Below are 22,604 nucleotides of genomic sequence, written 5' to 3' on the forward strand. Positions count from 1 at the left end.
AGAAAATTAGATTGGGATGCGTGTAATTTAGCAGTTATTTGTGCTGTCTTAAATATAATAGGCAAAAAATTGCGCAATTATTCGAGAATATAATATGTCTGATGGTGTTATTTAGTGCAGCTTTCGCTATAATCCACGACCTTAATTTAATCAAGATGCATAGTGAGAAGCGATTTCATGGAACAACTCGTTGAGTTTGCAAGCGACAATATTATTTTAGCAGGCGTATGGGTAGCCCTAGTTATTTTATTAGTGTTTTCATTTATTTCGCCCTTGTTGTCTAAATCAAAACGCGTGGACAATCATCAAGCGACCTTGTTGATGAATAAAGAAGACGCCATTGTATTTGATATTCGGCCTGTTGCTGATTTTAAAAAAGGTCATATTATCGGTTCCCGCCAAATAAAAGCACAAGAAGTCAAAGAAGGTAACTTTATTAAGCTTGAAAAACACAAAGAACAACCCATTATAGTGGTATGTGCGATGGGTAACTTGGCTGCTGGCACCGCTAACAAAATGGTAAAGCAAGGTTTTACCAACGTAAATGTGTTAACTGGTGGTATGAATGCATGGCAAGGCGCTGGTCTACCTGTCACAAAGTAAATTGAGACCAAGATAACGCATGCGATATGAAGCAAGTCAAAACGGCGGTTAACTATCTGTTTAAATAATGAGAATATACTATGCAAAAAATAGACATTTATACTAAAGGGTATTGCCCATATTGCCGTCGCGCTAAATCACTGCTTGATGCAAAAGGCGCTCAGTACAACGATATTGAAATAGACAAACAACCTGAACTACGCGATCCAATGATAGAGCGCGCTAATGGCAAATCGACCGTACCGCAAATTTTTATCGGCGATATGCATGTTGGCGGATGCGATGATTTATTCGCCCTAGAATCTACTGGGAAACTTGATAGTTTATTAGCAGGCTAAACATTTTTTTATTAACCCATGCGACGTTCCATATTGTTAACGCGCACAATTAGAAGTAAATTACAGGAAATACGATGGCTGACGAAGCACAAGCACAAGCTGCAACCCCCCAAGAAGTTCAATTCAATATGCAGCGCATTTACACCAAAGACATTTCATTCGAAACGCCAAACTCACCATCGGTATTTCAAAGTGAGTGGAAACCTGAAGTAAAACTGGATATTGACACTCGAACCGACGAGATAGAAAAAAACTTATATGAGGTGGTGTTGTCGGTCACAGTCACTGCAACAAATGCAGAACAAACTGCATTTTTATGTGAAGTACAACAAGCTGGAATTTTTGCAATAGGCGAAATGCCTGCTAACAACAAAGCGCATATGCTTGGCTCATATTGCCCAAATTTGTTGTTTCCTTATGCTCGAGAAACTGTTTCAAACCTAGTGAATAGAGGAACGTTCCCACCGCTTAATTTAGCGCCAGTTAACTTTGATGCAATTTTCCAACAATACGTTAAAAAACGTCAAGCGGAACAAGCCGAAAACGGTCAAGATGACGCACCAAAACTAGACGCGTAATATATAGCCTTTTTTGCGCCAAAGGAGCTAATACAGAAAATGGCATCGCAACATAAAATTACTGTATTAGGAGCAGGTTCATATGGCACTGCTTTGGCGTTTTGCTTAGCGCGTAATCAACACTTAACGTATTTGTGGGGGCGCGATGAGCAAGCCATTTCGCAAATGCAAAAGACTCAGTGTAATGATAAATACCTGCCAGACTTTAGCTTTCCAGCGTCATTAAAACCAACACCTCAACTTGAACATGCTATCGCTGAAAGCGAATATATCTTAGTTGTAGTGCCTAGTCATGCTTTTGCAAGCATGTTAAAACAAATCACTCCTTTATTGCATACCAATCATAAGGTGATATGGGCAAGCAAAGGTTTGGAGCCTAAAACGGGACGAATGTTACACCAAGTGGCTACAGACATACTTCCGCCAAACCTACCTTTTGGTGTTCTTTCTGGGCCAACTTTTGCTGCCGAAATGGCAGCTGGCTTACCCACTGCTATTACGCTTTCTAGTGAAGATTCACAATTATCAAAAGAGTTTGCGACCTTAATTCATGACCCAAAACGCTTTAGAGTGTATGTAAATTCAGACATGATTGGCGTGCAATTGGGCGGAGCAGTAAAAAATGTTATTGCTATAGGTGCTGGCCTTGCTGACGGACTTGGCTTTGGTGCTAATGCACGTACCGCTCTTATCACACGTGGCCTAACTGAAATGAAGCGTTTAGGAGTAGCACTTGGTGCAACAGATGAAACATTCATGGGGATGGCGTGTTTAGGTGATTTGGTACTTACCTGTACTGATAACCAATCGCGAAATCGTCGATTTGGACTCGCTTTAGGTCAAGGTTTAAGCGTGCATGATGCGATAGCTAGCATTGGACAAGTAGTAGAGGGCTATAGAAATACTGACGAAGTCCATATATTAGCGCAAAAGCAAGGCATTGAAATGCCCATATGCGAACAAATTTTTCAGGTTCTTTACAACGATAAGTCGGCCAAAGAGGCCGCTATTGCCTTACTAAGCAGAGAACAAACTTCAGAGCATTAACTTCAAACACCTGCCTAGTTAACATGCATTGACAAAGTCTAATTGCCGCCAGGATTCATATACAAAAACCGCAACTGCATTAGACAAGTTCATACTTCGACTATTGGCAGTCATTGGAATACGCACTCGACAATTTTCAGGTAAGGATTCAATTACCGTATTGGGTAATCCTCGGGTTTCTGGACCAAATAGCAAAGCATCACCCGCTTTGTACTTAGCTTCATGATGAAAAACTTTGCCTTTTGTTGTGCACGCAAGCACACGCTTTGGTTGTTGTTTGTCTAAATAAGACTGTAAATTGGGATACCGCTGAGTATTAACAAACTCATGATAATCTAGACCTGCACGACGCACTTTTTTTTCATCCCAATCAAAACCTAAAGGCTCAATTAAATGCAACTTGTAACCTGTATTGGCACATAAGCGTATAATGTTGCCGGTATTGGGCGGTATTTCAGGTTCATATAAAACAATATCTAACATATTTAAGCTCTTATAAAATCGTATATGTGTGAGAGCGCAACTTTGCGTGCTTCGTCTTTTTCAAAAAATATCTCATGCTGCGATTTTTGGATTATCGTGAGTTGTGATTTATTCATAGCTTTTGCAACATCTGACATATTGTTGTTATCAACAATTTGCTCTTCTTCGGCTTGTAATATTAAGGTATGAGTGTTTATTGATGAAGCTTGTTTGCGTATTTCACGCATCGCAATTATTGCTTGTTTAAACCATTCAAAACTCATGCCGCCTAACTGATTGTCAGCATGCGTTGTCATTGTTTCTCTAAACGCTTTATATCTAATTGGGCAATTAGTCAGTGTGTTTGCCTCAAACGGCAAGTCTATATATTTACCTTGCCCCCAAAAATAGACAATTGGCATACGCAAGATTTGACGCACAAAAACTACCGTACTAACCACAAAATAACTAAACCATTCTGGAACAGGCGCCTGAACCCCAAACATAGGCGCACTTAATATTAATTTAGAAAAGTACGAAGGGTGCTTGTGAACGAATAAAGTCCCAATCGCACACCCCATTGAATGGCAAACCAGATACTTCGGTAGATGTGTTTGTCCTATGTTATTTAACTTCTCAGGCAACACCTCATCTATTAAACACTTCATATCATTAACATAATCATCAAATCTACCAATATGACCAATATGAGAGTCTTCGGTCAAGCGCGAAGACAAACCCTGACCTCGGTGATCAAAAATAAACGTGCTATACCCGTTTTGCTTAAATTCATAGATGAGTTCGGCATACTTATGTAAACATTCAGAACGACCTGTAGACAGAACAATAACGCCTTTCGCTTCATCACAAGCGGCAAAACAATAGAAGCTGTTTGTACCATCTGCTTGCACATAATAGTCTTTTTCAAGACCATCAAACATATCCATATAGGGTGTATTTGGGAATTGACTAACTGTTTTTTCGTCACTAAAAAAATAAGACATTAAGTAATTGCTTGTTGGTTATTATGCCGCGCTCAACTAAAAGATGAACGCCGCTGAAAAAAAGTAAGCTAATTAGACTTGATTGGAAAGCTCAGATCAATCTGTAATCCGCCTAATATCGAAGTATTGAGTGAAATCTTACCTGAATGCTGTTCCATAGCAGCTTTTGCAATGGCTAAACCCAAGCCGGTACCCTGTTTGTCTTCGCTAGAACTGGCTCGATAGAAGGGTTGAAAGATTTGTTCACTTTCCGGGAAATCGTTTAAGCCATCTCCATCATCATGAACGGAAATGACTACTCTATCCGATATTTTATTTTTGCTATCACTGGATGAGCCGCTTGATTCATTAGATACTTTTATCAACACATTTTGCTTTGCATATTTTATAGCATTACGTACTACATTTTCTATGGCGCTCGTAAAACTAATGGTATTAATTGCCAAGCTAACATCAGTCTCAGATTCAAATTTTAGGTTAATATTGAGACCTTTAGCTTCAAAAACTAAATCATCGACAATAGGTTTTAGAGCCTCATTTATTGGTAATACTTTTTTATGCGCCCATTGCTCGTGAGCTTCATCATTAAACCTAGCTAGTTGTAGAGCCTGACCTATTAAGCCGTCCATCAAGGCAATTTCCTTCTCAACACGTTCGCTATATGATCGTCGTTTACTAGTCTCTTCTTTTGAACTATCGCGAGTGCGCTGAGTAGCTGAATCGGAATCGAGCATCGCAACGGCCAGTTGCAGGCGAGTTAAAGGTGTACGTAATTCGTGTGAGATATTAGCCATCAAGGACTTTTGTTGTTCAAGACTATTGGCTAGTTTGTTTGCCATTGAATATATATCATTATGTAGCTCACCTAACTCATCTTTTCGATTGTATAAGGCTTTATCAGGGGCTGGTTGTGCGCCCTTGGCAAAACCATTGCTAAGCGAACGCAAACGATGGATGGGTTTCGCAATAGTATAAGCGATTGCGACACATGCAACCGTGCCCAATAAAATAAATACGGCTAAAGACCATGCTATCGCATCCGCTGGACGATCTCGCCTAGCCAATAGCTTACCAATAAAGAGAGCATATTCTTCGCCACGGTGATTAAGGGTAAGAGGCCCATAAAACTCCATATTGTTTGCTCTTATCAAATAAGGTTCTGGTGCATTGACCAATGCAATAAAACGATCTCGTTGCGGTAACAATGGCGGTGGAAAACCCAGTACCAATTTTTGATTCTTCTTACTAATCGCCATAAGTTGCCATGGCTCTCGGTTGCTCGTCCTGCGCAGAGCTCTATTTATTTCAGGTGTGCGTTGCAGTATTTTTTGTACGTTATTTTGCGCATTAGTAGCACGTTTTAGCTGTTGAGGCGATAGCGTGCTTACCTCCCAAGCTTGACCAAGGTAACGCGATACAACAAAGGTGCATATCACCATAATGGTGACTGCTACCCAAAACCATACAAAAATACGGCCCAATAATGAATTGCGTGGATTTAACTTGCTAAGGAAGTGAAATGCTTTCAAAATTAAGATGCCAATTGCAACAGGTAACCATTGCCTCTAACCGTTTTTATTACCTCGTCCACACCATGTGATTTTAATTTTTTTCGAATATTACTAATATGCATATCCAAACTGCGGTCGTATGCACTCAATTTTCGGCCTAATACCGTCTCACTCAAACTTTCTTTACTGAGTAATTGTCCCGCATTTTTCATTAATTGAGCAAGTAGCATAAATTCCGTCATCGTCATTTCAATTTCGTTTTCACCAACACTAACTTGCTGATTGGATTCATTTAAAAATATCCCATGCATCGTAAATTGCTGGGGCTGATTAAACCCCAGTTTGTTATCTATACGTCGCAACAATGCGTTGACTCTAGCCACTAATTCTCGTTGATTAAAAGGTTTGGGCAAATAATCATCAGCACCTAATTCTAATCCGTAAATTTTGTCAAAGTCGTCACCTTTTGCCGTAAGCATTATGACTGGAATGGAAGAGAACAAACGGATCTTTTTGAGCACTTCAAAACCGTCCATCTCAGGCATCATGACATCTAATAGTAGCAAGTCATATTGATATTTTTGCAAACATTCTATGCCATCACTTGGGTTGTTTTCGATACTTATATCAAAACCCTGACTTTCTAGGTACTCACCTAAAAGGGCCGTAAGTGCCTGGTCATCATCAATTAATAGTAATTTATTTGCCATCTATTCCACATTTTGTCAGTTAGCGATTTTATTTAGCTTTAAACAAGCTATATCTACCATAGTTTTGTAGCAACAATAAAAAGTGCGAGTATGTACTCAGCTATGATTTGCCATATATTCTAAGTAAAAAGCGATAAAACAAACCATCTTTACACAAGCTTTACACTCACTTTGCATTACTTTGCGTATAATTAGTTAGTATAGAGTTGTTGTTATTAAGCCTTAACTTTTAAAGAATTTCAAACGCCATTGTGATCACACAGATATACAGATTCACAAGCTAAACGTAGAGGAAGAAAAGATGAAAATATCTATCAGCACCATTGCCGCTATAGTGAGTTTAATTTTATTGTCGAATGCGAATGCAGCAAACATGCCTGCAGATACAGACGGTATGAAAAGTGACCGAGCTGGTAAAGCTCAAGCCAGAGATGCAAGGTCAGCCATGCATATGTTTCGTGGTCTTTCTTTGAACTCTCAACAAAAAGAAGATATTAAAGCACTGTTTAAGCAAGTCAAAGCTGACAACAGTGTTTTCCAAGCTGATCGCAAAAATAGCTTTCAAGACATGCAATATGTGATGCAATTACCGGCTTGGGACGAAGAAGCTGCCCTTCAGGTTATCGACGCGCATATTGAAAAAAGCCAGCAAGCAAAACTTAACATCGCGAAAGCTAAGCATGCGGCATATCAACTGTTGGACAATAGTCAAAAAGAACAGTTAAGCCAGCGGGCTGAGGAAAGAAAATCCAAGCGAGAAGCAAAGGCTGATGAAAATAAAGCAGACCGCAAAAAGTCAAAAATTGCGAAAGCCAAGCAAAAACAATTCAAAAAAATGAGCAAAAAGTTGGCCCTAAGCGAAGAGCAGATAGAGCAATGGAAAGCGATAAATGCGAACGCAAAAACAGAGAAAAGCGCATTAAGAGCAGATGGCAAAAGTTATCGCACTATGGAACGCGAGCTCATTAAAGCAGAAAGTTTTGATGAAGACGCTTGGTTGACCTTGCATGCCGAAGCGAGCACTAAAATGAAGGCAGCTCGTTTAATTCAAACTAAAGCGATGTTTGACCGCAGAGCGCTATTGTCTGAAGAGCAAATAGAAGCTTTTGAGCGCATGCAGAAAAAAATGTTGAAAAAAATGAAAGATAAGCGACGCTCATCCGGTTATTTAAGGCAAGGTTAATTCAAATAGATTACCTTTCCCTGTGTAGATTTAACTTGTCCCTTATTCATAGTTAACATCTGTTTTGAGCCCATGATTTTCATGGGCTTTTTTTATGTAAATGCAAATCAACCGTAAAAGTTAAAAAAATTTGTGCCGATATAGGTACAAGTACGTATATTTATATCGTTTATCTAACTTGCATCGCGACTTTTTTGCGTCTATTCTTCGCCGAAGAGAAAGTTGCTTATTTATTACCCAGTTTAATGTTTGAGAATTATGAATAATATCAGTGAAAAAAGCCCAGAAAAAGTAAGGGATAACGCGAAAGAAGCCATTAAAACAATCGTTAAAGCGATTAAAAGCGAAGAAGCTCTATTGCGTAAAAAGTACCCTATCCTTGCCCACCAAAATACCTTAGGCATGGTTATCATGATGGTTGCATTGGCAGGCATGATAAGCACTGGTGTATTGTATTATTTAGCCATCATCCCGGCGTGGGTTTGTATCATTGTCGCAGCGGTGTTTGCTTCAATTTCGCATGAACTTGAACACGACCTGATTCACAAACAGTACTTTAGCAAAAAGCCTCTTATTCATAATTTTATGATGTTAACCGTTTGGTTAATGCGACCTAACACGATAAATCCATGGTATCGACGCAAAATACACCTTCACCATCATGCGGTATCTGGAACTGAACAAGACTTAGAAGAACGTTTAGTAGGTAACGGCATAAAAAATCCGCTTAAAAGAATGCTCGTTATCATGGACGGTTTGATAGGCTTAATCGTGTTTAGAAAACGTTATAACAAAGAAATTAAAGGCTTTAGTTTTGGCCGGGTGTTTCACGCTGCCTTCCCAATTTCGACGGCCTACTTTGTGATTTTGTACTGTGTTATTGTCTATCATGTAACCGCGTTGTTTTTGCCGGTTGCTTCTTATATGCCCGCATGGGGCTTAGCAACAATGAACGTATTTGAGTTTATGATGGTGGTATTAATCATACCTAATATTGTGCGCTCAACATCATTAAATTTCATTACTTCGTCAATGCACTATTACGGCGGCGTAAATAACGTTTTCCAACAAACACACGTGCTGACAAGTCGCTGGTTTCTTCCGTTTCAATTGTTTTGTTTCAACTTCGGTAAAACACATACTATCCATCATTTTGTGCCTAACCAACCGTTTTATTTGCGCCAATTTATTAGTGCAAAAATAAACGAAGTAATGCGCAAACAAGGTGTGCGTTTTAATGATTTTAAAAGTATTAAAAACGCAAATTTATATACCGGTTAATATTAGCTGAGTATTACCTAAGTTTGGCAGTAACATCCGCTGGCGTCAGTGTCAATCATAGCGCCTAGCGAACCTGTACTTGCATCCGAATCGCCATAAACTTGCCTGTCCTTCCATGCTTCCAAACGCTTGTCTATTGTGCCTCTTGAAGAGAAGCAGCCACTTCCTTGGGAATATGGTCCAAAATACAACAGCTCCCCGTTATCATCTAATGCCAATACTGCGGGTGTCGATGGTATTAAATGTAGTAATTCCGAATGCAGATTTAGGTCAATGTTAACGCTAGAAAAACCATTTTTTTCTGACCATTGGTTTAAGTTGTTTTTATGAGATTTGGCCAACCATTCACAATAACAATTACCTTGCGTAAAGTGGAATATTCTGCCGCTAGCGGCTTCTACCGTGGAGGGCTCAGCCCTTCCTTTAACATGAGAATCAATGGCATTGATTAGAGATTTTTCAAATTCCAGATCCATTATCGCTATTGCGAGTTTTGATGATGGATCAAACGCACTTTTGTTAATGCTTCCAATCCATAAAACCAACATGGAACAACCCGTAAACCAAAGTAATACGGCACACCATGTGATAACTGATGATCTGATCACTTTAGTGTAAACCGGTGCAAATGAAAACGGTTATTCGTTATGCCAACCGGAACTGTTGCAGTTGAAGATTAAGCTGATCTGCCAAGTTGTTAAGTTGCGTGACTTCATCTTGTAGAGATTCAACTTGTTTGTGCTCGAGATCAAACGAATCATGGAGGTGTATCGCATTTTCACTGATTGTTTCAGATACGCTAGCTTGTTGCGCAGCTGAAGTAGCAACATTAGTAACATTATGATTAACTTGTTCAATACTTTGGAGCACGCTGGCCATATTTGAAGTAGCGTTTTCAGAAGAAGAAACCGCACGATCAACGACTTCCACGCATTGATCCATGTTTTCGACTGAATGATTTGCACTCTCTGTTAAGAGAGAGGTTATTTTTTCGATTTCTTCTGCGCTCTCTTTAGATTTAATCGCTAGATTTCGCACTTCATCGGCTACCACAGCAAAACCTCTGCCATGCTCACCTGCTCTAGCAGATTCAATAGCAGCATTTAGCGCTAACAAGTTGGTTTGTTCAGCAACCGATTTAATTGATTGCATCACAGTAGAAATATTTTCACATTTTTGACTAAGATCGCTGATGGCTTTTGATGTCGTTTCTAATGTTGATTTTAAATCAGCAATGTTGCTTTGACTGCTATTAATAGCACTTGTGGTTTCATTTGTGCTTTCTTTGGCGGCATCTGCAATATCATTCGCGTTGTGTGATAAGTCGGCCACTTCTTTAATACTGCTGGTGATACTATTTATAGAGTCTGAGATACTATTGACTTGTCCGTTCTGATCAACAACTGTATCGGTTAAGGAATTAGAAGACTGTTTAACTTTATCAGACACATTTGCAACTTGCGCGCCCACTTCCTGAGTTTGAATCGCCAAACTTTTGAACGCATTAAGCATAGCTGCTAGATCTTTCAAATTAGGGTTTTGGGGAATATTTTCATCTCTTAAATCCAGCGTCCCTTCTTGTTTAGTAATTTTTCCAATCGCTATGTTGGTATCCAAGGCTATAGCATGCTCTTGCTTGGCTTGATGAGCCATGAAGACTAATACTAAACACTCTGCCACGGCAAATGATGCATGAATGACTAGAATCATAAAAGCAGGCTGAGCATCTTCAAATACAATAATTGAGCCTCCCATTAGTTGCGAAGCAAAGCCCAGTACATGATGCACCGCTATTACTAGTGTGCCAGTTACAATTACCATCCAATCTCTATAAAAAGACAAAAAAGCTAACATCACAAACACACCAAAGTGCATTTCAGTCATACCCATTGTCATTTGGATATGCAATGCTGCCAGCAACTGAATCGCAATTGCAACAAGATGCCTAGTAAGCGCTTTATCGGGTTGTTTTAAGCAAAAATATATTGGCACAGCAGCAATTGTCACGCTGGCTAATAAACCCACCACTATATTTCCGGTAAACAAGCCGATTAAGATGGATAACAATATCTGCCCAATCATCACACCACAAAATAGTTTTTGTGTTTTAGCCAAAGGTGATTTGCGGTCGTCGTTTGCCAAGTTTGCTACATCAATCATAATAAAATCTCGAGGTGTTTTGGGTAATCGTATTGAATTTGTTATACAGATTCTCTTTGAAATGTATCGGCTTGTAACACGCAATCTTAAATTTAATTTAATCAATCTTACCTCACCCCACTTCACACCAAAACTTAGCCAAAAGGGTGACTGCATTGAAATTATTTTATGAATATTTATATATAATAATTGAATTTTAATTCATATATAGTAAACTTCGCTTATAATTATTTGTTTTGCCGTTTATTTGGAAACACCCGTGATTCTTACACTGACATTGCACCTTACACTCTTTCCCTTAACTCGCTATTATTTATGGGGCGGTCGACGCTAAGCCTCAAAAATTTCAATATAGCGCTTGGTGCGCATGGTATGAAGTTGTTATTACAATCGTTGTTGCCTGCCACCTTTTTTTAACAGAATATATTCAGAATTAACATATGAACAAAACATGCATTATTGGCGCGAGTGGTTACACTGGCGCTGAACTAATTAAACTCATCAATCGCCACCCAATTCTTGAATTGCGTGCTTGTTATGTCTCTGAGCATAGTAACTTTGCTGGTAAAACCCTTGCACAAGTCCATGAGCAACTTAGCGGCGATGATAAACTCGCTCAACTTGGCACAATGATAGCGTTTAATGAAAGTATGTTAGATAATATCGCAAACGAATTTGATCATATATTTCTCGCAACACCTCACGAATTTAGCCACGACTACTTACCCAGCTTACTTAATGGCCAGGCTAACGTGTATGATTTATCCGGTGCATTCCGCTTAACTAATCCACAAATATTTGAGACTTATTACGGCTTTGAACACAAACACCATAATGCCTTAAAACAAGCAGTCTACGGATTAGCAGAGTGGCATGCACAGTTAATTCAAAACGCTAAATTCATTGCCGTACCTGGCTGTTACCCTACTGCTAGTTTACTAGCCTTAAAGCCTTTAATTAGCGCCAATTTACTAGCCAACAACAGTTTGCCTGTCATAAACGCCACTAGTGGTGTCAGTGGTGCTGGACGTAAAGCCAGTGTTACCACAAGTTTTCAAGAAGTAAGTTTACAAGCATATGGCGTATTACAACATCGACATATGCCAGAAATAGAAGAATATGCTAATCAACAAGTCGTATTTACGCCTCACTTAGGCGCTTTTAAACGGGGAATTTTGGCTACCTTAACCTGTTTTCTAAAACCAAGTGTCAGTCTAGAAGACATCGATAATGCTTATAATCGCGCATATCAAAACCAGCCTCTGATAAGACTGTTACCCACAATGCCCAAATTAGACAATGTTGTGCATACACCCTATTGCGATATTGCTTACGTCTATAGTGCAGAAAAAAACTGTATTGTAGTGACATCTGCTATTGATAACTTGCTTAAAGGCGCTGCTTCCCAAGCCATACAATGCTGTAATCTAAAAATGGGCGATATTCAAGGTATCACACAAGAAACAGGCTTAATTTAATGAAACAGATAAGTCATGATAGACCCTTAGTGATAAAAGTTGGCGGCCGCTTTTTTGAAGAGTTGCAAGAAAGTGAAAGCGGGGCCAATGTTTTGCTCAACACCTTAGCCATCCTTCATAAAAAAGGCCGACCTATCGTGATTGTTCATGGAGGTGGTGTGCAAGTATTAGATAGGCTAACTAAACTTGGCTTTACTAGTGAACGTAAAAATGGTTTAAGAGTGACGCCCGATGAACACATGCCTATTGTAACCAGTGTTTTAGCCGGTGAGTTGAACAAAGGCTTAGTTGCTCAGTTTGCTATTGTTGGCGTCAACGCTGTAGGTATTAGCCTCGCCGATGGTGACATAGCTAAATGCACCGAACACCCAGATAACATAGGTGCGGTGGGTGAAGTGCATGCAAAGTCAAGCGTACTTATTGATACTTTACTGAGTAATAACATGCTAACTGTGGTCGCTTCGATTGGTAAAGATGATAACGGGCGCTTATATAACGTTAATGCCGACCATGCCGCCATTTGCATCGCATCCCTTTTGCAAACTGGCTTATACTTTTTTGCAGATGTCGAAGGCGTGTTAGATGCCAATAAAAACAATATCGCAGAACTAAATGCCTCTAACGCCCAGCAATTGATTGCTGATGGGGTGATCACCGATGGCATGATCGTTAAAGTACAAGCTGCACTATTTGCGGCAAATAAAATAAAACAAGCAGTGACTATTGCTGCTTGTAAGCATGCGTCCAATATATTGCTTGAGGATAAATTGATAGGGACAAAGATCTTAAGCCATCAATAGCTTATTACTTTGCCTTAATTGAATGAGATATAAAATGACTAACAATACAAAAAACTTATTAAGCTTTACCGATTGGGAGCCTGAACACGCTAAACTGCTCCTCGATTTTGCTATAGATTTAAAACAAAACCCTGCAGAGTATGGTAAACCTTTGGCTGGTAAGTCCATTGTCGCATTATTTGAAAAACCATCACTTCGCACACGTGTGAGTTTTGATATTGGCATTCATAATTTAGGTGGCCATATGGTATACGTGGACAGCCAAGGTCAGCTTATGGAAAAACGTGAGGATCCTAAAGATGTTGGTGCTAACATTAGTCAATGGGCACAAGCAATAGTAGCTCGGGTGTTTTCACACAACACCTTAGTGGCTTTAAGTTCTGGCGCAAGTGTACCCGTTGTAAATGCTTTGTGCGATAAGTATCATCCATGCCAAGCTTTAGCAGATTATATTACGCTGCAAGAATGCTATGGCGACATTAGCGGTAAGACGATTGCCTATATAGGTGATGGCAACAATGTGACCCATTCACTCAATATATTGGGTATATTATTAGGATGCCATCAAGTGGTGATTACCCCTGAAAATTACGAAATTGATCCTCGTATCAAAAGCGATATCGTCGCCCTAGCTGATGCGAACAACGTAACGATCAGCTTTCATCAATCTCTAGCTGAAGCACCATCAGCTGACGTGATATACACAGATACTTGGCTTTCTATGGGAGACGATACCCCCTTGGAGCAAATCAAAACTACCTTTATGCCGTTCCAAGTCAATCAAGCATTAATGGAACATTGCAAAGCCGACTATGTCATGCATTGCCAACCAGCGCACCGAGATTTAGAAATTACAGGCGAATTGATGGATTCTCCGCAGTCATTATTAATGCAACAAGCAGAAAACAGAATGCATGCGCAAAATGCCATTCTCTGCTATTTATTAAGCGATATAACAAACAAATTAACTAAATAAATATTTCAGGAACGCATATGTCAAATATAAAAAAAGTAGTTCTCGCCTATTCTGGTGGTCTCGACACTAGCGCAATTGTGCCTTGGCTGAAAGAAAATTACGCTTGTGAAGTAGTCGCTTTTGCGGCTGATGTTGGTCAAGGCGATGCTGAGCTTGAAGGCTTAGAAGAAAAAGCTCTCGCCTCAGGTGCGAGTGAGTGCCACATTGTCGATTTAAAAGAGGCCTTTGTTAACGATATCATTTACCCCACAATAACCACCGGCGCAGTCTACGAAGATGACTACTTATTAGGTACGTCGATGGCACGCCCTATTATTGCCCAAGCACAAGTAGCCGTTGCGCGAAAAGTAGGTGCCGATGCATTAAGTCACGGTTGTACTGGCAAGGGCAATGACCAAGTCAGATTTGAAGGTGCCTTTGCAGCGCTAGCACCTGACTTACCAGTTATTGCTCCGTGGCGTGAATGGGACATGGTCTCGCGTGAAGATTTACTCGATTATCTCGCTAGCCGAAACGTTCAAACCAGCGCCTCTGCGACTAAAATTTATAGTCGCGACGCCAACGCTTGGCATATTTCTCATGAAGGTGGAGAATTGGAAGAGCCATGGAATGCACCTACAAAACAAGTATGGACGATGACAGTTGACCCTGAAGATGCACCAGATAAAGCTGAACATGTCAGTTTATTTTTTGATAAAGGCCGTTTGACCAAAGTAAATGGTCAACACTTAAGCCCCTACAATGTGCTTGTTGAATTGAATAAAATAGCTGCAGCTCATGGAGTTGGTAGAATCGACATTGTTGAAAACCGTTTGGTAGGAATGAAGTCTCGAGGTTGTTATGAAACACCTGGGGGCACATTAATGATGAAAGGGTATAAAGCGCTAGAATGTTTAGTGCTCGACAAAGCCGCATTTAAACATCGAGAACAAATCGGTTTAGAGTATGCTCATGTCATGTACGACGGACGCTATTTTACACCCCTGAATGACGCCTTGTTAGCTGGTGCCGCAAGTTTTGCCCAACTAGTAACAGGTGAGGTTGTCATTAAACTGTATAAAGGCAATGCAATGGTTGTTCAACGCCAGTCACCTAATAGTCTATATTCTGAAGATTTTGCCACCTTTGGTGCCGATGATGTCTACGATCAATCACATGCTGAAGGATTTATTCGCTTATTTAGCTTATCAAGTCGTATCAATTATTTGAACAAACAAGCAAGGAAAGACTAATGGCTTTGTGGGGAGGAAGGTTTCAATCGGGCAGTAGTGATATGTTTAAACAGGTCAATGACTCGCTGCCTTTTGATTATGTTATGGCGTCTCAAGATATCTTTGGCTCTATTGTTTGGTCTCGCGCATTGAAAAAAGCAGGCGTTTTATCATCTGATGAGCAAAGCCAGATCGAACAAACTCTCGCATTATTAAGTGACGATATTGAAACTGGAAAAATAGACGTTTCTGCTTCTTCTGAAGAAGATATTCACAGCTTTGTTGAAGCCTACTTAACTGACACCCTTGGCGATTTGGGTCGCAAGCTACATACTGGGAGAAGTCGTAATGATCAGGTAGCTACCGATTTCCGCTTATGGGTCAGGACGCACCTGAAGGGCTTAAAACAAGATTGCCTTAATTTAATTGAAGCCTTGCTTAATTGTGCCCAACGCGAAAAAGAAACTATCATTCCAGGTTATACCCATTTGCAACGTGCTCAACCTGTATATTTTGCTCACTGGTGTTTAGCTTATGTGGAAATGTTAAAACGCGACGTTAGCAGGATTGACGATTTAAGCGAACGTTTGAATCAATGCCCGTTAGGCAGCGGCGCTTTAGCAGGCACCACTTTTGCAGTTGATCGATACGAAATCGCAGAAACCCTTGGCTTCAATGGCCCATGTCTAAATAGCTTAGACGCCGTTTCTGACCGCGACTTTGTGCTTGAATTATTATTTGTAGCGAGTACTAGCATGATGCATTTGTCGCGGCTGGCGGAAGATCTGATTTTTTATAATTCTGGTGAAGCCGGCTTCTTGCAATTAGGTGATGATGTCACTTCAGGCTCTTCACTCATGCCCCAAAAGAAAAACCCCGACGCCTTGGAATTAATGCGTGGTAAATGCGGACGAGTTTTTGGTCATTTACAAGCATTATTGGTCACTATGAAAGGTCTACCCTTAGCCTATAACAAAGATATGCAAGAAGACAAAGAAGGCGCTATTGATACTGTCAATCAATGGCATATCTGTTTATGTATTGGTGTTGAAGTACTAAATAGTATGTCACTTAACCAAGCCCGTTGTCGCAAAGCTGCTCAACAAGGCTATGCAAATTCAACTGAATTAGCCGACTACTTAGTCGCCAAAAATATTCCTTTTCGAACAGCACACGATATTGCCGGTAAAGCAGTAGTTGCCGCTATTGCGCAAAATTGCGCGCTGGAAGAAATGTCTTTAGATGATTTTAAAGCCATCCATGAAGATATAGGCGATGACGTATACGCATGTTTAAGTTTAGAAGCAGTGTTGAATAAAAGAAATCAACTCGGTGGAACAAACCATCAATGCGTACTTTCAGCATTAGCTAAAGAAGTCAAAAACCTCGACGCTGTTAAACGTAGCGGAGCATAAAAAGCGATGACCCTTTCCCATCAAGACAGTGTAAAATTATTTCGCAATTCAGCGCCATACATGAACGCGCATAGAGGAAAAACCTTTGTAATAATGTTTGGTGGTGAAGCTGCTCAAAGCGATAATTTTGCTCGCTTAATACAGGATATAGCGCTACTGCATAGCTTGGGTATCAAAATTATTATTGTGCATGGAGCAAGGCCGCAAATTGACGAACGTATCGGTTTTAGAGGCATACAAGGGCAATTTGTCGATGGTGTGCGCATTACTAATAAATCAACCTTAGAGTGTGTAAAAGATGCTGCAGGTTCGTTGCGGAGTCAAATTGAAGCACTGCTTACATTGGGACTGCCCAATTCACCCATGCATGGAGCTCGTATTCGTGTTTGTTCGGGCAATTTAGTCATCGCGAAACCAATTGGCGTTCGTAATGGCATTGATTATGAGCATACGGGGAAGGTTCGCCGTATAGATGTGGAAGGAATAAAAAATCAACTTGGAGATGGCTCAATTGTGTTGTTATCGCCAATGGGATATTCACCAACTGGTGAAGTATTCAATTTGTCCCATGAGGATGTTGCCACGCAAGCGGCAATTGCCTTAGATGCCCACAAACTAATAACACTTTCAGACAAAGACGGTATCTTTACCGACCAAAAGCTTATCAGAACAATTGAATTAGACGCCTTAAAAATGCAAATTGACGAGGGTTTAATTAACGCAGACGTAACCTGTTTAAGCGCTATGTTGGCAACAGTCGAAGCAGGTATCGAACGCTCCCATTGTGTTAGTTACCATCATAATGGTTCGATATTAAAAGAGTTATTTACCCGTGATGGTCATGGCAGCCTTGTGATGCAAACCCACTACGAACAACTACGAACAGCAAATATTGATGACGTAGGTGGTATTCTTAAATTAATCCAACCATTAGAGAAAAGCGGTGTATTGTTACCACGTTCTCGAGAACGCTTAGAAAGCGAAGTTGACCAATACAGCGTAATTGAGCGTGATGGTATGATTATAGCGTGCGCTGCTTTGCATATGTTTGAAGAGAGTGACATGGCAGAAATTGCTTGTGTTGCCATACATAATGATTACCGCGGAAAAAATCGCGGCGAGCGCTTACTGGACGCATTAAGAACACAAGCTCTAAAGCATAATATTAGTACCTTATTTGTACTAACTACAGTCACCAGTCATTGGTTCTTAGAACAAGGCTTTGTAGAAGAGAATATCGACTCACTGCCAGAAACCAAGCAACAACTTTATAACTATCAACGAAACTCAAAAGTCTTTATGCTCACGCTTTAACTCACGCCATAAAAAGTAATGCAGTCATGCCCTACCAGCTAACGCGTTTATAAGGGCGATACTCGGCTTCCCAAAAATGCTTTTCGATGCGCGCTTTTAGGGCTTCATCGCTCGTGGTAAGCGCAAGGTCTTGCTCCATGGCAACCTTGGCAACTGCAAATGCTATATCTTTAGACAATTCGGTAATTTGAGTTAATCGTGGTAGTAAATATTCTGACTCACCATTGGCTAGAGGAGAGGCATCGGCGAGCGCATTACTCGCTGCCATTAACATTTCGTCGCTGATTAAACGTGCTTTGGCCGCAATCACACCTAATCCTATACCAGGGAAAATATAACTATTGTTGCACTGTGCGACTGGGAATATTTTCCCTTCATACTCTACATCATCAAAAGGTGAACCTGTTGCCAATACCACATTACCTTTAGTCCATTCTATAACTTGTTCAGGTCGCGCCTCGACCTGCCGAGAAGGGTTACTTAATGGAAAAATGATAGGCGTTTTACAGTGTTGGCTCATACTGCTAATAACTTGTTCTGTAAACAAGCCCGCTTGCCCCGAAACGCCAATTAAAACATCTGGTTTAGCACAATTTATCACATCTAATAAAGCCGGATACTCGCCACTATAACTCCAATCAACTAAGTCCTCTTTTGAATGTGCTAGTTTAGCCTGAAAATCTCGCATATCAGGCATCCCTTCGCTAAGTAAGCCAAAACGATCAACCATAAAGACCCGCTGACGAGCGGCTTTTTCACTTAACCCTTCAAACACCATTTGTTGAACTAACATCTCAGCAATACCACACCCAGCTGAGCCCGCTCCAACAAATACAATATTCATCTTAGAAAGCATATCACCACGCGCTTTGCAAGCGGCTAAGATAGTTCCTAAGGTAACCGAAGCGGTACCTTGAATGTCGTCATTGAAACAGCAAACTTTATCACGATAGCGGTGTAATAATGGCATGGCATTTGGCTGGGCGAAATCTTCAAACTGAATCATCGCGTCTGGCCATCTTGCTGTTACTTCATCAATGAACATGTCCAAAAACTCGTCGTATTGCTGTTGTTCGATTCGAGGGTGACGCGCGCCCATATACATTGGGTCATCTAGTAGTTTTTTATTATTTGTCCCAACATCTAGCATTACTGGCAAAGTATAAGCAGGGCTAATACCTCCGCAAGCAGTGTATAAAGAGAGTTTTCCAATTGGAATTCCCATGCCACCAATGCCTTGGTCACCCAAACCTAAAATTCTTTCGCCGTCAGTCACAACAATTACTCGGACTTTACGTTTTGTTGCATTGCGCAATATGTCTTGCATCATGTGCCGTTCGTCGTAGCTAATAAATAAACCACGTGAAGAACGATAGATGTCAGAAAAACGCTCACAGGCCTCGCCCACTGTTGGGGTATAAATTATTGGCATCATCTCTTCGATGTGCTTTTGCAGCAATCGGAAAAATAAGGTTTCGTTGTTGTCTTGTATCGCCCGGAGAAAAATATGTTTGTTGAGCGGACTAACAAAGCTACTGTATTGCATATAAGCACGTTCGACTTGCTCATCAATTGACTCGTATCTTGGTGGAACCAAGCCAAGTAAATTGAACGATTTACGTTCTCGCTCAGTAAATGCACTGCCCTTATTTAACAAAGGTGTCTCAAGAAGTGCAGGGCCTGCATAGTGGGTATAAAGATAAGGTTGCGTATCATTTGCTGACATGTTGTGCCTTTAGATGCTATCAGTAGCTAAAATATAGGAGCAATGATTTAAAATAATTCTTCTATTGCTTCCGTCGTCTTTGTTCCGTCTTCAATAGGAAGTTCAAGTGAGTTTTCTGATTCAAATATAGTCGGCTCTGTGCCTTTTACAAAGTATTCGAACATTGAAGATGCATTTATATTACGCGAAAGTTTACCAGAGTTGCGATCTATTCTTACTCTAACAATTCCCCCAGGTATGCTTTTCTGGGTTTGTGGCGTGTCTTTTAATACTTCTTTCATAAAATATATCCACGCAGGTTGTGCTGCTTTTGCACCATCTTCAACACCAATCATCGCGTTTCCAATCCATCTATGTTTGTCTGGATTTTTCGCAATTAAATTGGGGTTTCGGGTAGCTCTTCCGAGTTGTCTTACATTGTCATCAAAGCCAACCCAAGCAGTCGCAACATAGCCTGGAGCAAACCCACTAAACCATGTATCGCGCGAATCGTTAGTGGTACCCGTTTTACCACCAATATCAGTACGCTCTAGTATATTTCTTGCACGCCAACCTGTACCAAGCCAGTACGTTTTATTATTCCAATTACCATTTGCCCTGACAGCGGTTCGCATCATTTCAGAAACCAAAAATGCGGTTTGTTCTGAAATGACTCTTGGTGCAGGTTGCATAGGTGGTCTTTCGCCTACTAGGCTTGAAGCGTCATCATTTGTCGGCAGTGCTAGATCAAGTTGATTGTCATTTGCAAATTGAGCCGCTAGCTGCGCTTCTAAATCTTCATCAGTACTTGCGATGACAATTTCTTCTGGAGGAACATCCTCCTCAATAACTAATTTTTTACCGCTTCGATCAAAACCTTCACAAGGATCACAGGCGTACACGGGCTCAACTTGCCAAATAATTTGCCCATCGCTGTTTTCTATACGCTCAATAAAGTATGGACGAACCGCAAACCCACCATTTTTGATAGTTGCTATGCCCGAGGCAACTTCTAAGGGTGTATGAGCACCCGAGCCTAGTGACATTGTTTCATCAAGTGGCACCTCATTACGGTCAAAGCCAAAGCGAGTAATGTAATCACGTGTATCTTCAAGCCCTACGCCACGCAGTAAACGCACTGACACTACGTTTTTTGATTTACCTAAAGCCACACGCATCCTGATAGGACCATCGTACACAGCTGGTGAATTTTGCGGGCGCCAAGCGACCCCAGATGATGCGTCCCATTGATTAATAGGTGCATCGTTAATTAAGCTAGCAATTGTATATCCAGAATCAATGGCAGCAGCATATACGAATGGTTTGATGTTAGATCCCACTTGCCTTTTTGCTTGTGTCGCTCGATTAAACTGGCTGTGATAAAAACTATATCCGCCAACCACTGCTTCAACAGCTCCGTCAAACGGATTCAAAGCCACAAACGCCCCAGACGCAACTGGAAACTGAGACAATTGCCAAACCTTGTCTTGTTCTCGTTGACGCACATAAACCAACATCCCTTCGCTAAGAATATCAGCAGCCTGCTCTGGTTCTGAACCTTGCCTATTGTCATCGATGTATTTGCGGGCCCAATCTAAACCGTCCCAATCAAGTGTTATCTCTCCATATTCTAATGTAAGCACTTGCACTGAACGTTCTTCAACTTGCATTACTGCGGCGGGAATTAAAGCATCAATTGCTTCTGTGTTGCCAAGCGCATGTTGTATTACTTCTAATGCGGGTTGTTCATTCGGCACGGCTTCTTGCAATGCTGACTCTGATATTTCTGTCGATAATTCTTCGTTATCTGTTTCGGCGGGAGGTGCATTCCAAATATATGACAATGGTCCTCGATAACCATGGCGTTCATCATAGTCATGCAAATTTCGCAATACAGCTTTTTGGGCAGCAATTTGAGTATGAGAATACGCACTAGTATAAACTTGAAAACCGCTATTTTCAGCAATCTCCTTGCCGTATATTTCGATCATTTCATTGTACGCGATATCGGCTAGGTAAGGTGCGTCTACTTCAATTTCGGCGCCATGTTTCTTAGCTGTAACCGGCGCGGCTGCAGCTTCATCGAATTGCTCTCTGGTAATATAACCCTCATCTAACATACGCAATAAAACGACTCTGCGTCTTTCTTTCGATAATCTAGGATTAGTAATGGGATTAGATGCGGAAGGTCGCTGAGGGAGCCCAGCAATAGTGGCTAATTGCGCTAAGGTAAGTTCGTTTAATGATTTGCCATAATAAACTTGAGCTGCGGCACCTACTCCAAATGAGCGATGACCTAATTCGACCTTATTTAAATAGAGCTCTAATATTTGATCTTTAGAAAGCTCTTGTTCCATTTTTAACGCAATGAAAACTTCTTTTATTTTTCTAGAATATTCTTTTTTCCGAGTTAAGCCAAAAAAACCTCTTGCTAATTGCATGGTTAAAGTACTTGCACCTTGGCCTTTTTCACCAGTGGCGACTAAATTCACTACAGCCCTTAACACACCAATGGGGTCAACCCCTACATGCTCATAAAAACGACTATCTTCTGTCGCAATCAAAGCCTGTACCAAGGTCTCGGGGACATCTTCTAACGAAACCGGTATTCTTCTTTTAATACCATATTGCGAGATAAGCGCACCATCTTGGGTATAAATTCTCATAGGTGTCTGCAGTTCAACATCTTGCAAAACATCAACACTTGGCAACTCATCTTCATAATAGAGATACAAGCCAAACACAGAGGCAACGCCCAATAATATAAGGACAAGACTGAAAATGAATACGGACTTTACAAACTTCACAATAGCTACTTTTCTCAAAAA

At 40.7% G+C, this 22,604-nt stretch carries 20 protein-coding genes; 12 read left to right on the forward strand and 8 right to left on the reverse strand.

Annotation, left to right across the window (positions count from 1 at the left end; all coding sequences use genetic code 11):
• Window positions 1-177 precede the first annotated feature (177 nt).
• The 4 genes from RM552_RS11670 to gpsA all read left to right on the forward strand — a co-directional run bounded on the left by RM552_RS11670 (window position 178) and on the right by gpsA (window position 2,566).
• Window positions 178-603, forward strand: coding sequence for a rhodanese-like domain-containing protein (locus tag RM552_RS11670; RefSeq protein ID WP_311369023.1), 426 nt, complete (start codon window positions 178-180; stop codon window positions 601-603).
• Between the two features lie 80 nt (window positions 604-683).
• Entirely contained in the window at window positions 684-941 is a 258-nt protein-coding gene (gene grxC / locus RM552_RS11675) for a glutaredoxin 3 (RefSeq protein WP_311369024.1), read from the forward strand.
• A 74-nt stretch (window positions 942-1,015) separates the two neighbouring features.
• A complete protein-coding gene (gene secB / locus RM552_RS11680) occupies window positions 1,016-1,519 on the forward strand; it encodes a protein-export chaperone SecB (protein ID WP_311369025.1) in 504 nt (167 codons plus the stop codon).
• A gap of 39 nt (window positions 1,520-1,558) precedes the next feature.
• Window positions 1,559-2,566 (forward strand): NAD(P)H-dependent glycerol-3-phosphate dehydrogenase, encoded by a 1,008-nt coding sequence (gene gpsA, locus RM552_RS11685; protein ID WP_311369026.1) that lies wholly within the window; start codon window positions 1,559-1,561, stop codon window positions 2,564-2,566.
• An 18-nt stretch (window positions 2,567-2,584) separates the two neighbouring features.
• Here the strand turns inward: gpsA and trmL are convergent, their stop codons facing one another.
• The 4 genes from trmL to RM552_RS11705 form a co-directional block, all read right to left on the reverse strand.
• On the reverse strand, window positions 2,585-3,049 hold the full coding sequence (gene trmL / locus RM552_RS11690) for a tRNA (uridine(34)/cytosine(34)/5-carboxymethylaminomethyluridine(34)-2'-O)-methyltransferase TrmL (protein ID WP_311369027.1): 465 nt from the start codon (window positions 3,047-3,049) through the stop codon (window positions 2,585-2,587).
• Between the two features lie 2 nt (window positions 3,050-3,051).
• On the reverse strand, window positions 3,052-4,032 hold the full coding sequence (locus tag RM552_RS11695) for an alpha/beta fold hydrolase (protein ID WP_311369028.1): 981 nt from the start codon (window positions 4,030-4,032) through the stop codon (window positions 3,052-3,054).
• A gap of 68 nt (window positions 4,033-4,100) precedes the next feature.
• The gene (locus tag RM552_RS11700) at window positions 4,101-5,561 is read right to left on the reverse strand and encodes an ATP-binding protein (RefSeq protein ID WP_311369029.1); all 1,461 of its coding nucleotides are present in this window, start codon (window positions 5,559-5,561) and stop codon (window positions 4,101-4,103) included.
• A 2-nt stretch (window positions 5,562-5,563) separates the two neighbouring features.
• Window positions 5,564-6,253: a response regulator transcription factor gene (locus RM552_RS11705; protein WP_311369030.1), complete on the reverse strand. Its 690-nt coding sequence runs from the start codon at window positions 6,251-6,253 to the stop codon at window positions 5,564-5,566.
• Window positions 6,254-6,554: 301 nt separating this feature from the next.
• Between RM552_RS11705 and RM552_RS11710 the strand changes: the two genes are divergently transcribed.
• Together RM552_RS11710 and RM552_RS11715 are read left to right on the forward strand one after the other, a co-directional pair.
• Window positions 6,555-7,436, forward strand: a complete 882-nt coding sequence (locus RM552_RS11710; protein ID WP_311369031.1) for a Spy/CpxP family protein refolding chaperone — start codon at window positions 6,555-6,557, stop codon at window positions 7,434-7,436.
• Between the two features lie 258 nt (window positions 7,437-7,694).
• Window positions 7,695-8,717: a fatty acid desaturase gene (locus RM552_RS11715; RefSeq protein ID WP_311369032.1), complete on the forward strand. Its 1,023-nt coding sequence runs from the start codon at window positions 7,695-7,697 to the stop codon at window positions 8,715-8,717.
• A gap of 17 nt (window positions 8,718-8,734) precedes the next feature.
• Here the strand turns inward: RM552_RS11715 and RM552_RS11720 are convergent, their stop codons facing one another.
• Both RM552_RS11720 and RM552_RS11725 read right to left on the reverse strand, forming a co-directional pair.
• Window positions 8,735-9,265 carry a DUF6436 domain-containing protein gene (locus RM552_RS11720; protein WP_311369033.1) on the reverse strand — a complete coding sequence of 177 codons (531 nt, stop codon included), beginning with the start codon at window positions 9,263-9,265 and terminating at the stop codon, window positions 8,735-8,737.
• A 97-nt stretch (window positions 9,266-9,362) separates the two neighbouring features.
• Entirely contained in the window at window positions 9,363-10,877 is a 1,515-nt protein-coding gene (locus tag RM552_RS11725) for a methyl-accepting chemotaxis protein (RefSeq protein ID WP_311369034.1), read from the reverse strand.
• A 440-nt stretch (window positions 10,878-11,317) separates the two neighbouring features.
• Here RM552_RS11725 and argC point away from each other — a divergent pair, with 440 nt between their 5' ends.
• The 6 genes from argC to argA are packed head-to-tail and all read left to right on the forward strand — an operon-like array spanning window position 11,318 to window position 18,071.
• A complete protein-coding gene (argC, locus tag RM552_RS11730) occupies window positions 11,318-12,355 on the forward strand; it encodes an N-acetyl-gamma-glutamyl-phosphate reductase (protein ID WP_311369035.1) in 1,038 nt (345 codons plus the stop codon).
• Window positions 12,355-13,155, forward strand: coding sequence for an acetylglutamate kinase (argB, locus tag RM552_RS11735; RefSeq protein ID WP_311369036.1), 801 nt, complete (start codon window positions 12,355-12,357; stop codon window positions 13,153-13,155). Before argC ends, argB begins: the two co-directional genes overlap by 1 nt.
• Window positions 13,156-13,189: 34 nt before the next feature.
• Window positions 13,190-14,131, forward strand: a complete 942-nt coding sequence (locus tag RM552_RS11740; protein WP_311369037.1) for an ornithine carbamoyltransferase — start codon at window positions 13,190-13,192, stop codon at window positions 14,129-14,131.
• 17 nt (window positions 14,132-14,148) lie between these two features.
• On the forward strand, window positions 14,149-15,363 hold the full coding sequence (locus tag RM552_RS11745; protein WP_311369039.1) for an argininosuccinate synthase: 1,215 nt from the start codon (window positions 14,149-14,151) through the stop codon (window positions 15,361-15,363).
• Complete coding sequence (gene argH / locus RM552_RS11750; RefSeq protein WP_311369040.1) at window positions 15,363-16,757, forward strand: argininosuccinate lyase; 1,395 nt, start codon at window positions 15,363-15,365, stop codon at window positions 16,755-16,757. Before RM552_RS11745 ends, argH begins: the two co-directional genes overlap by 1 nt.
• 6 nt (window positions 16,758-16,763) lie before the next feature.
• The gene (gene argA, locus RM552_RS11755; protein ID WP_311369041.1) at window positions 16,764-18,071 is read left to right on the forward strand and encodes an amino-acid N-acetyltransferase; all 1,308 of its coding nucleotides are present in this window, start codon (window positions 16,764-16,766) and stop codon (window positions 18,069-18,071) included.
• 31 nt (window positions 18,072-18,102) lie between these two features.
• On the opposite strand, the gene RM552_RS11760 is transcribed toward argA, so the two are convergent.
• Window positions 18,103-19,797, reverse strand: coding sequence for an NAD-dependent malic enzyme (locus RM552_RS11760; protein ID WP_311369042.1), 1,695 nt, complete (start codon window positions 19,795-19,797; stop codon window positions 18,103-18,105).
• A 47-nt stretch (window positions 19,798-19,844) separates the two neighbouring features.
• Complete coding sequence (locus RM552_RS11765; protein WP_311369043.1) at window positions 19,845-22,583, reverse strand: penicillin-binding protein 1A; 2,739 nt, start codon at window positions 22,581-22,583, stop codon at window positions 19,845-19,847.
• Between the last annotated feature and the right edge of the window lie 21 nt (window positions 22,584-22,604).

The sequence above is a fragment of the Glaciecola petra genome (assembly GCF_031846345.1).
Taxonomy (GTDB): Bacteria; Pseudomonadota; Gammaproteobacteria; order Enterobacterales; family Alteromonadaceae; genus Glaciecola; species Glaciecola petra.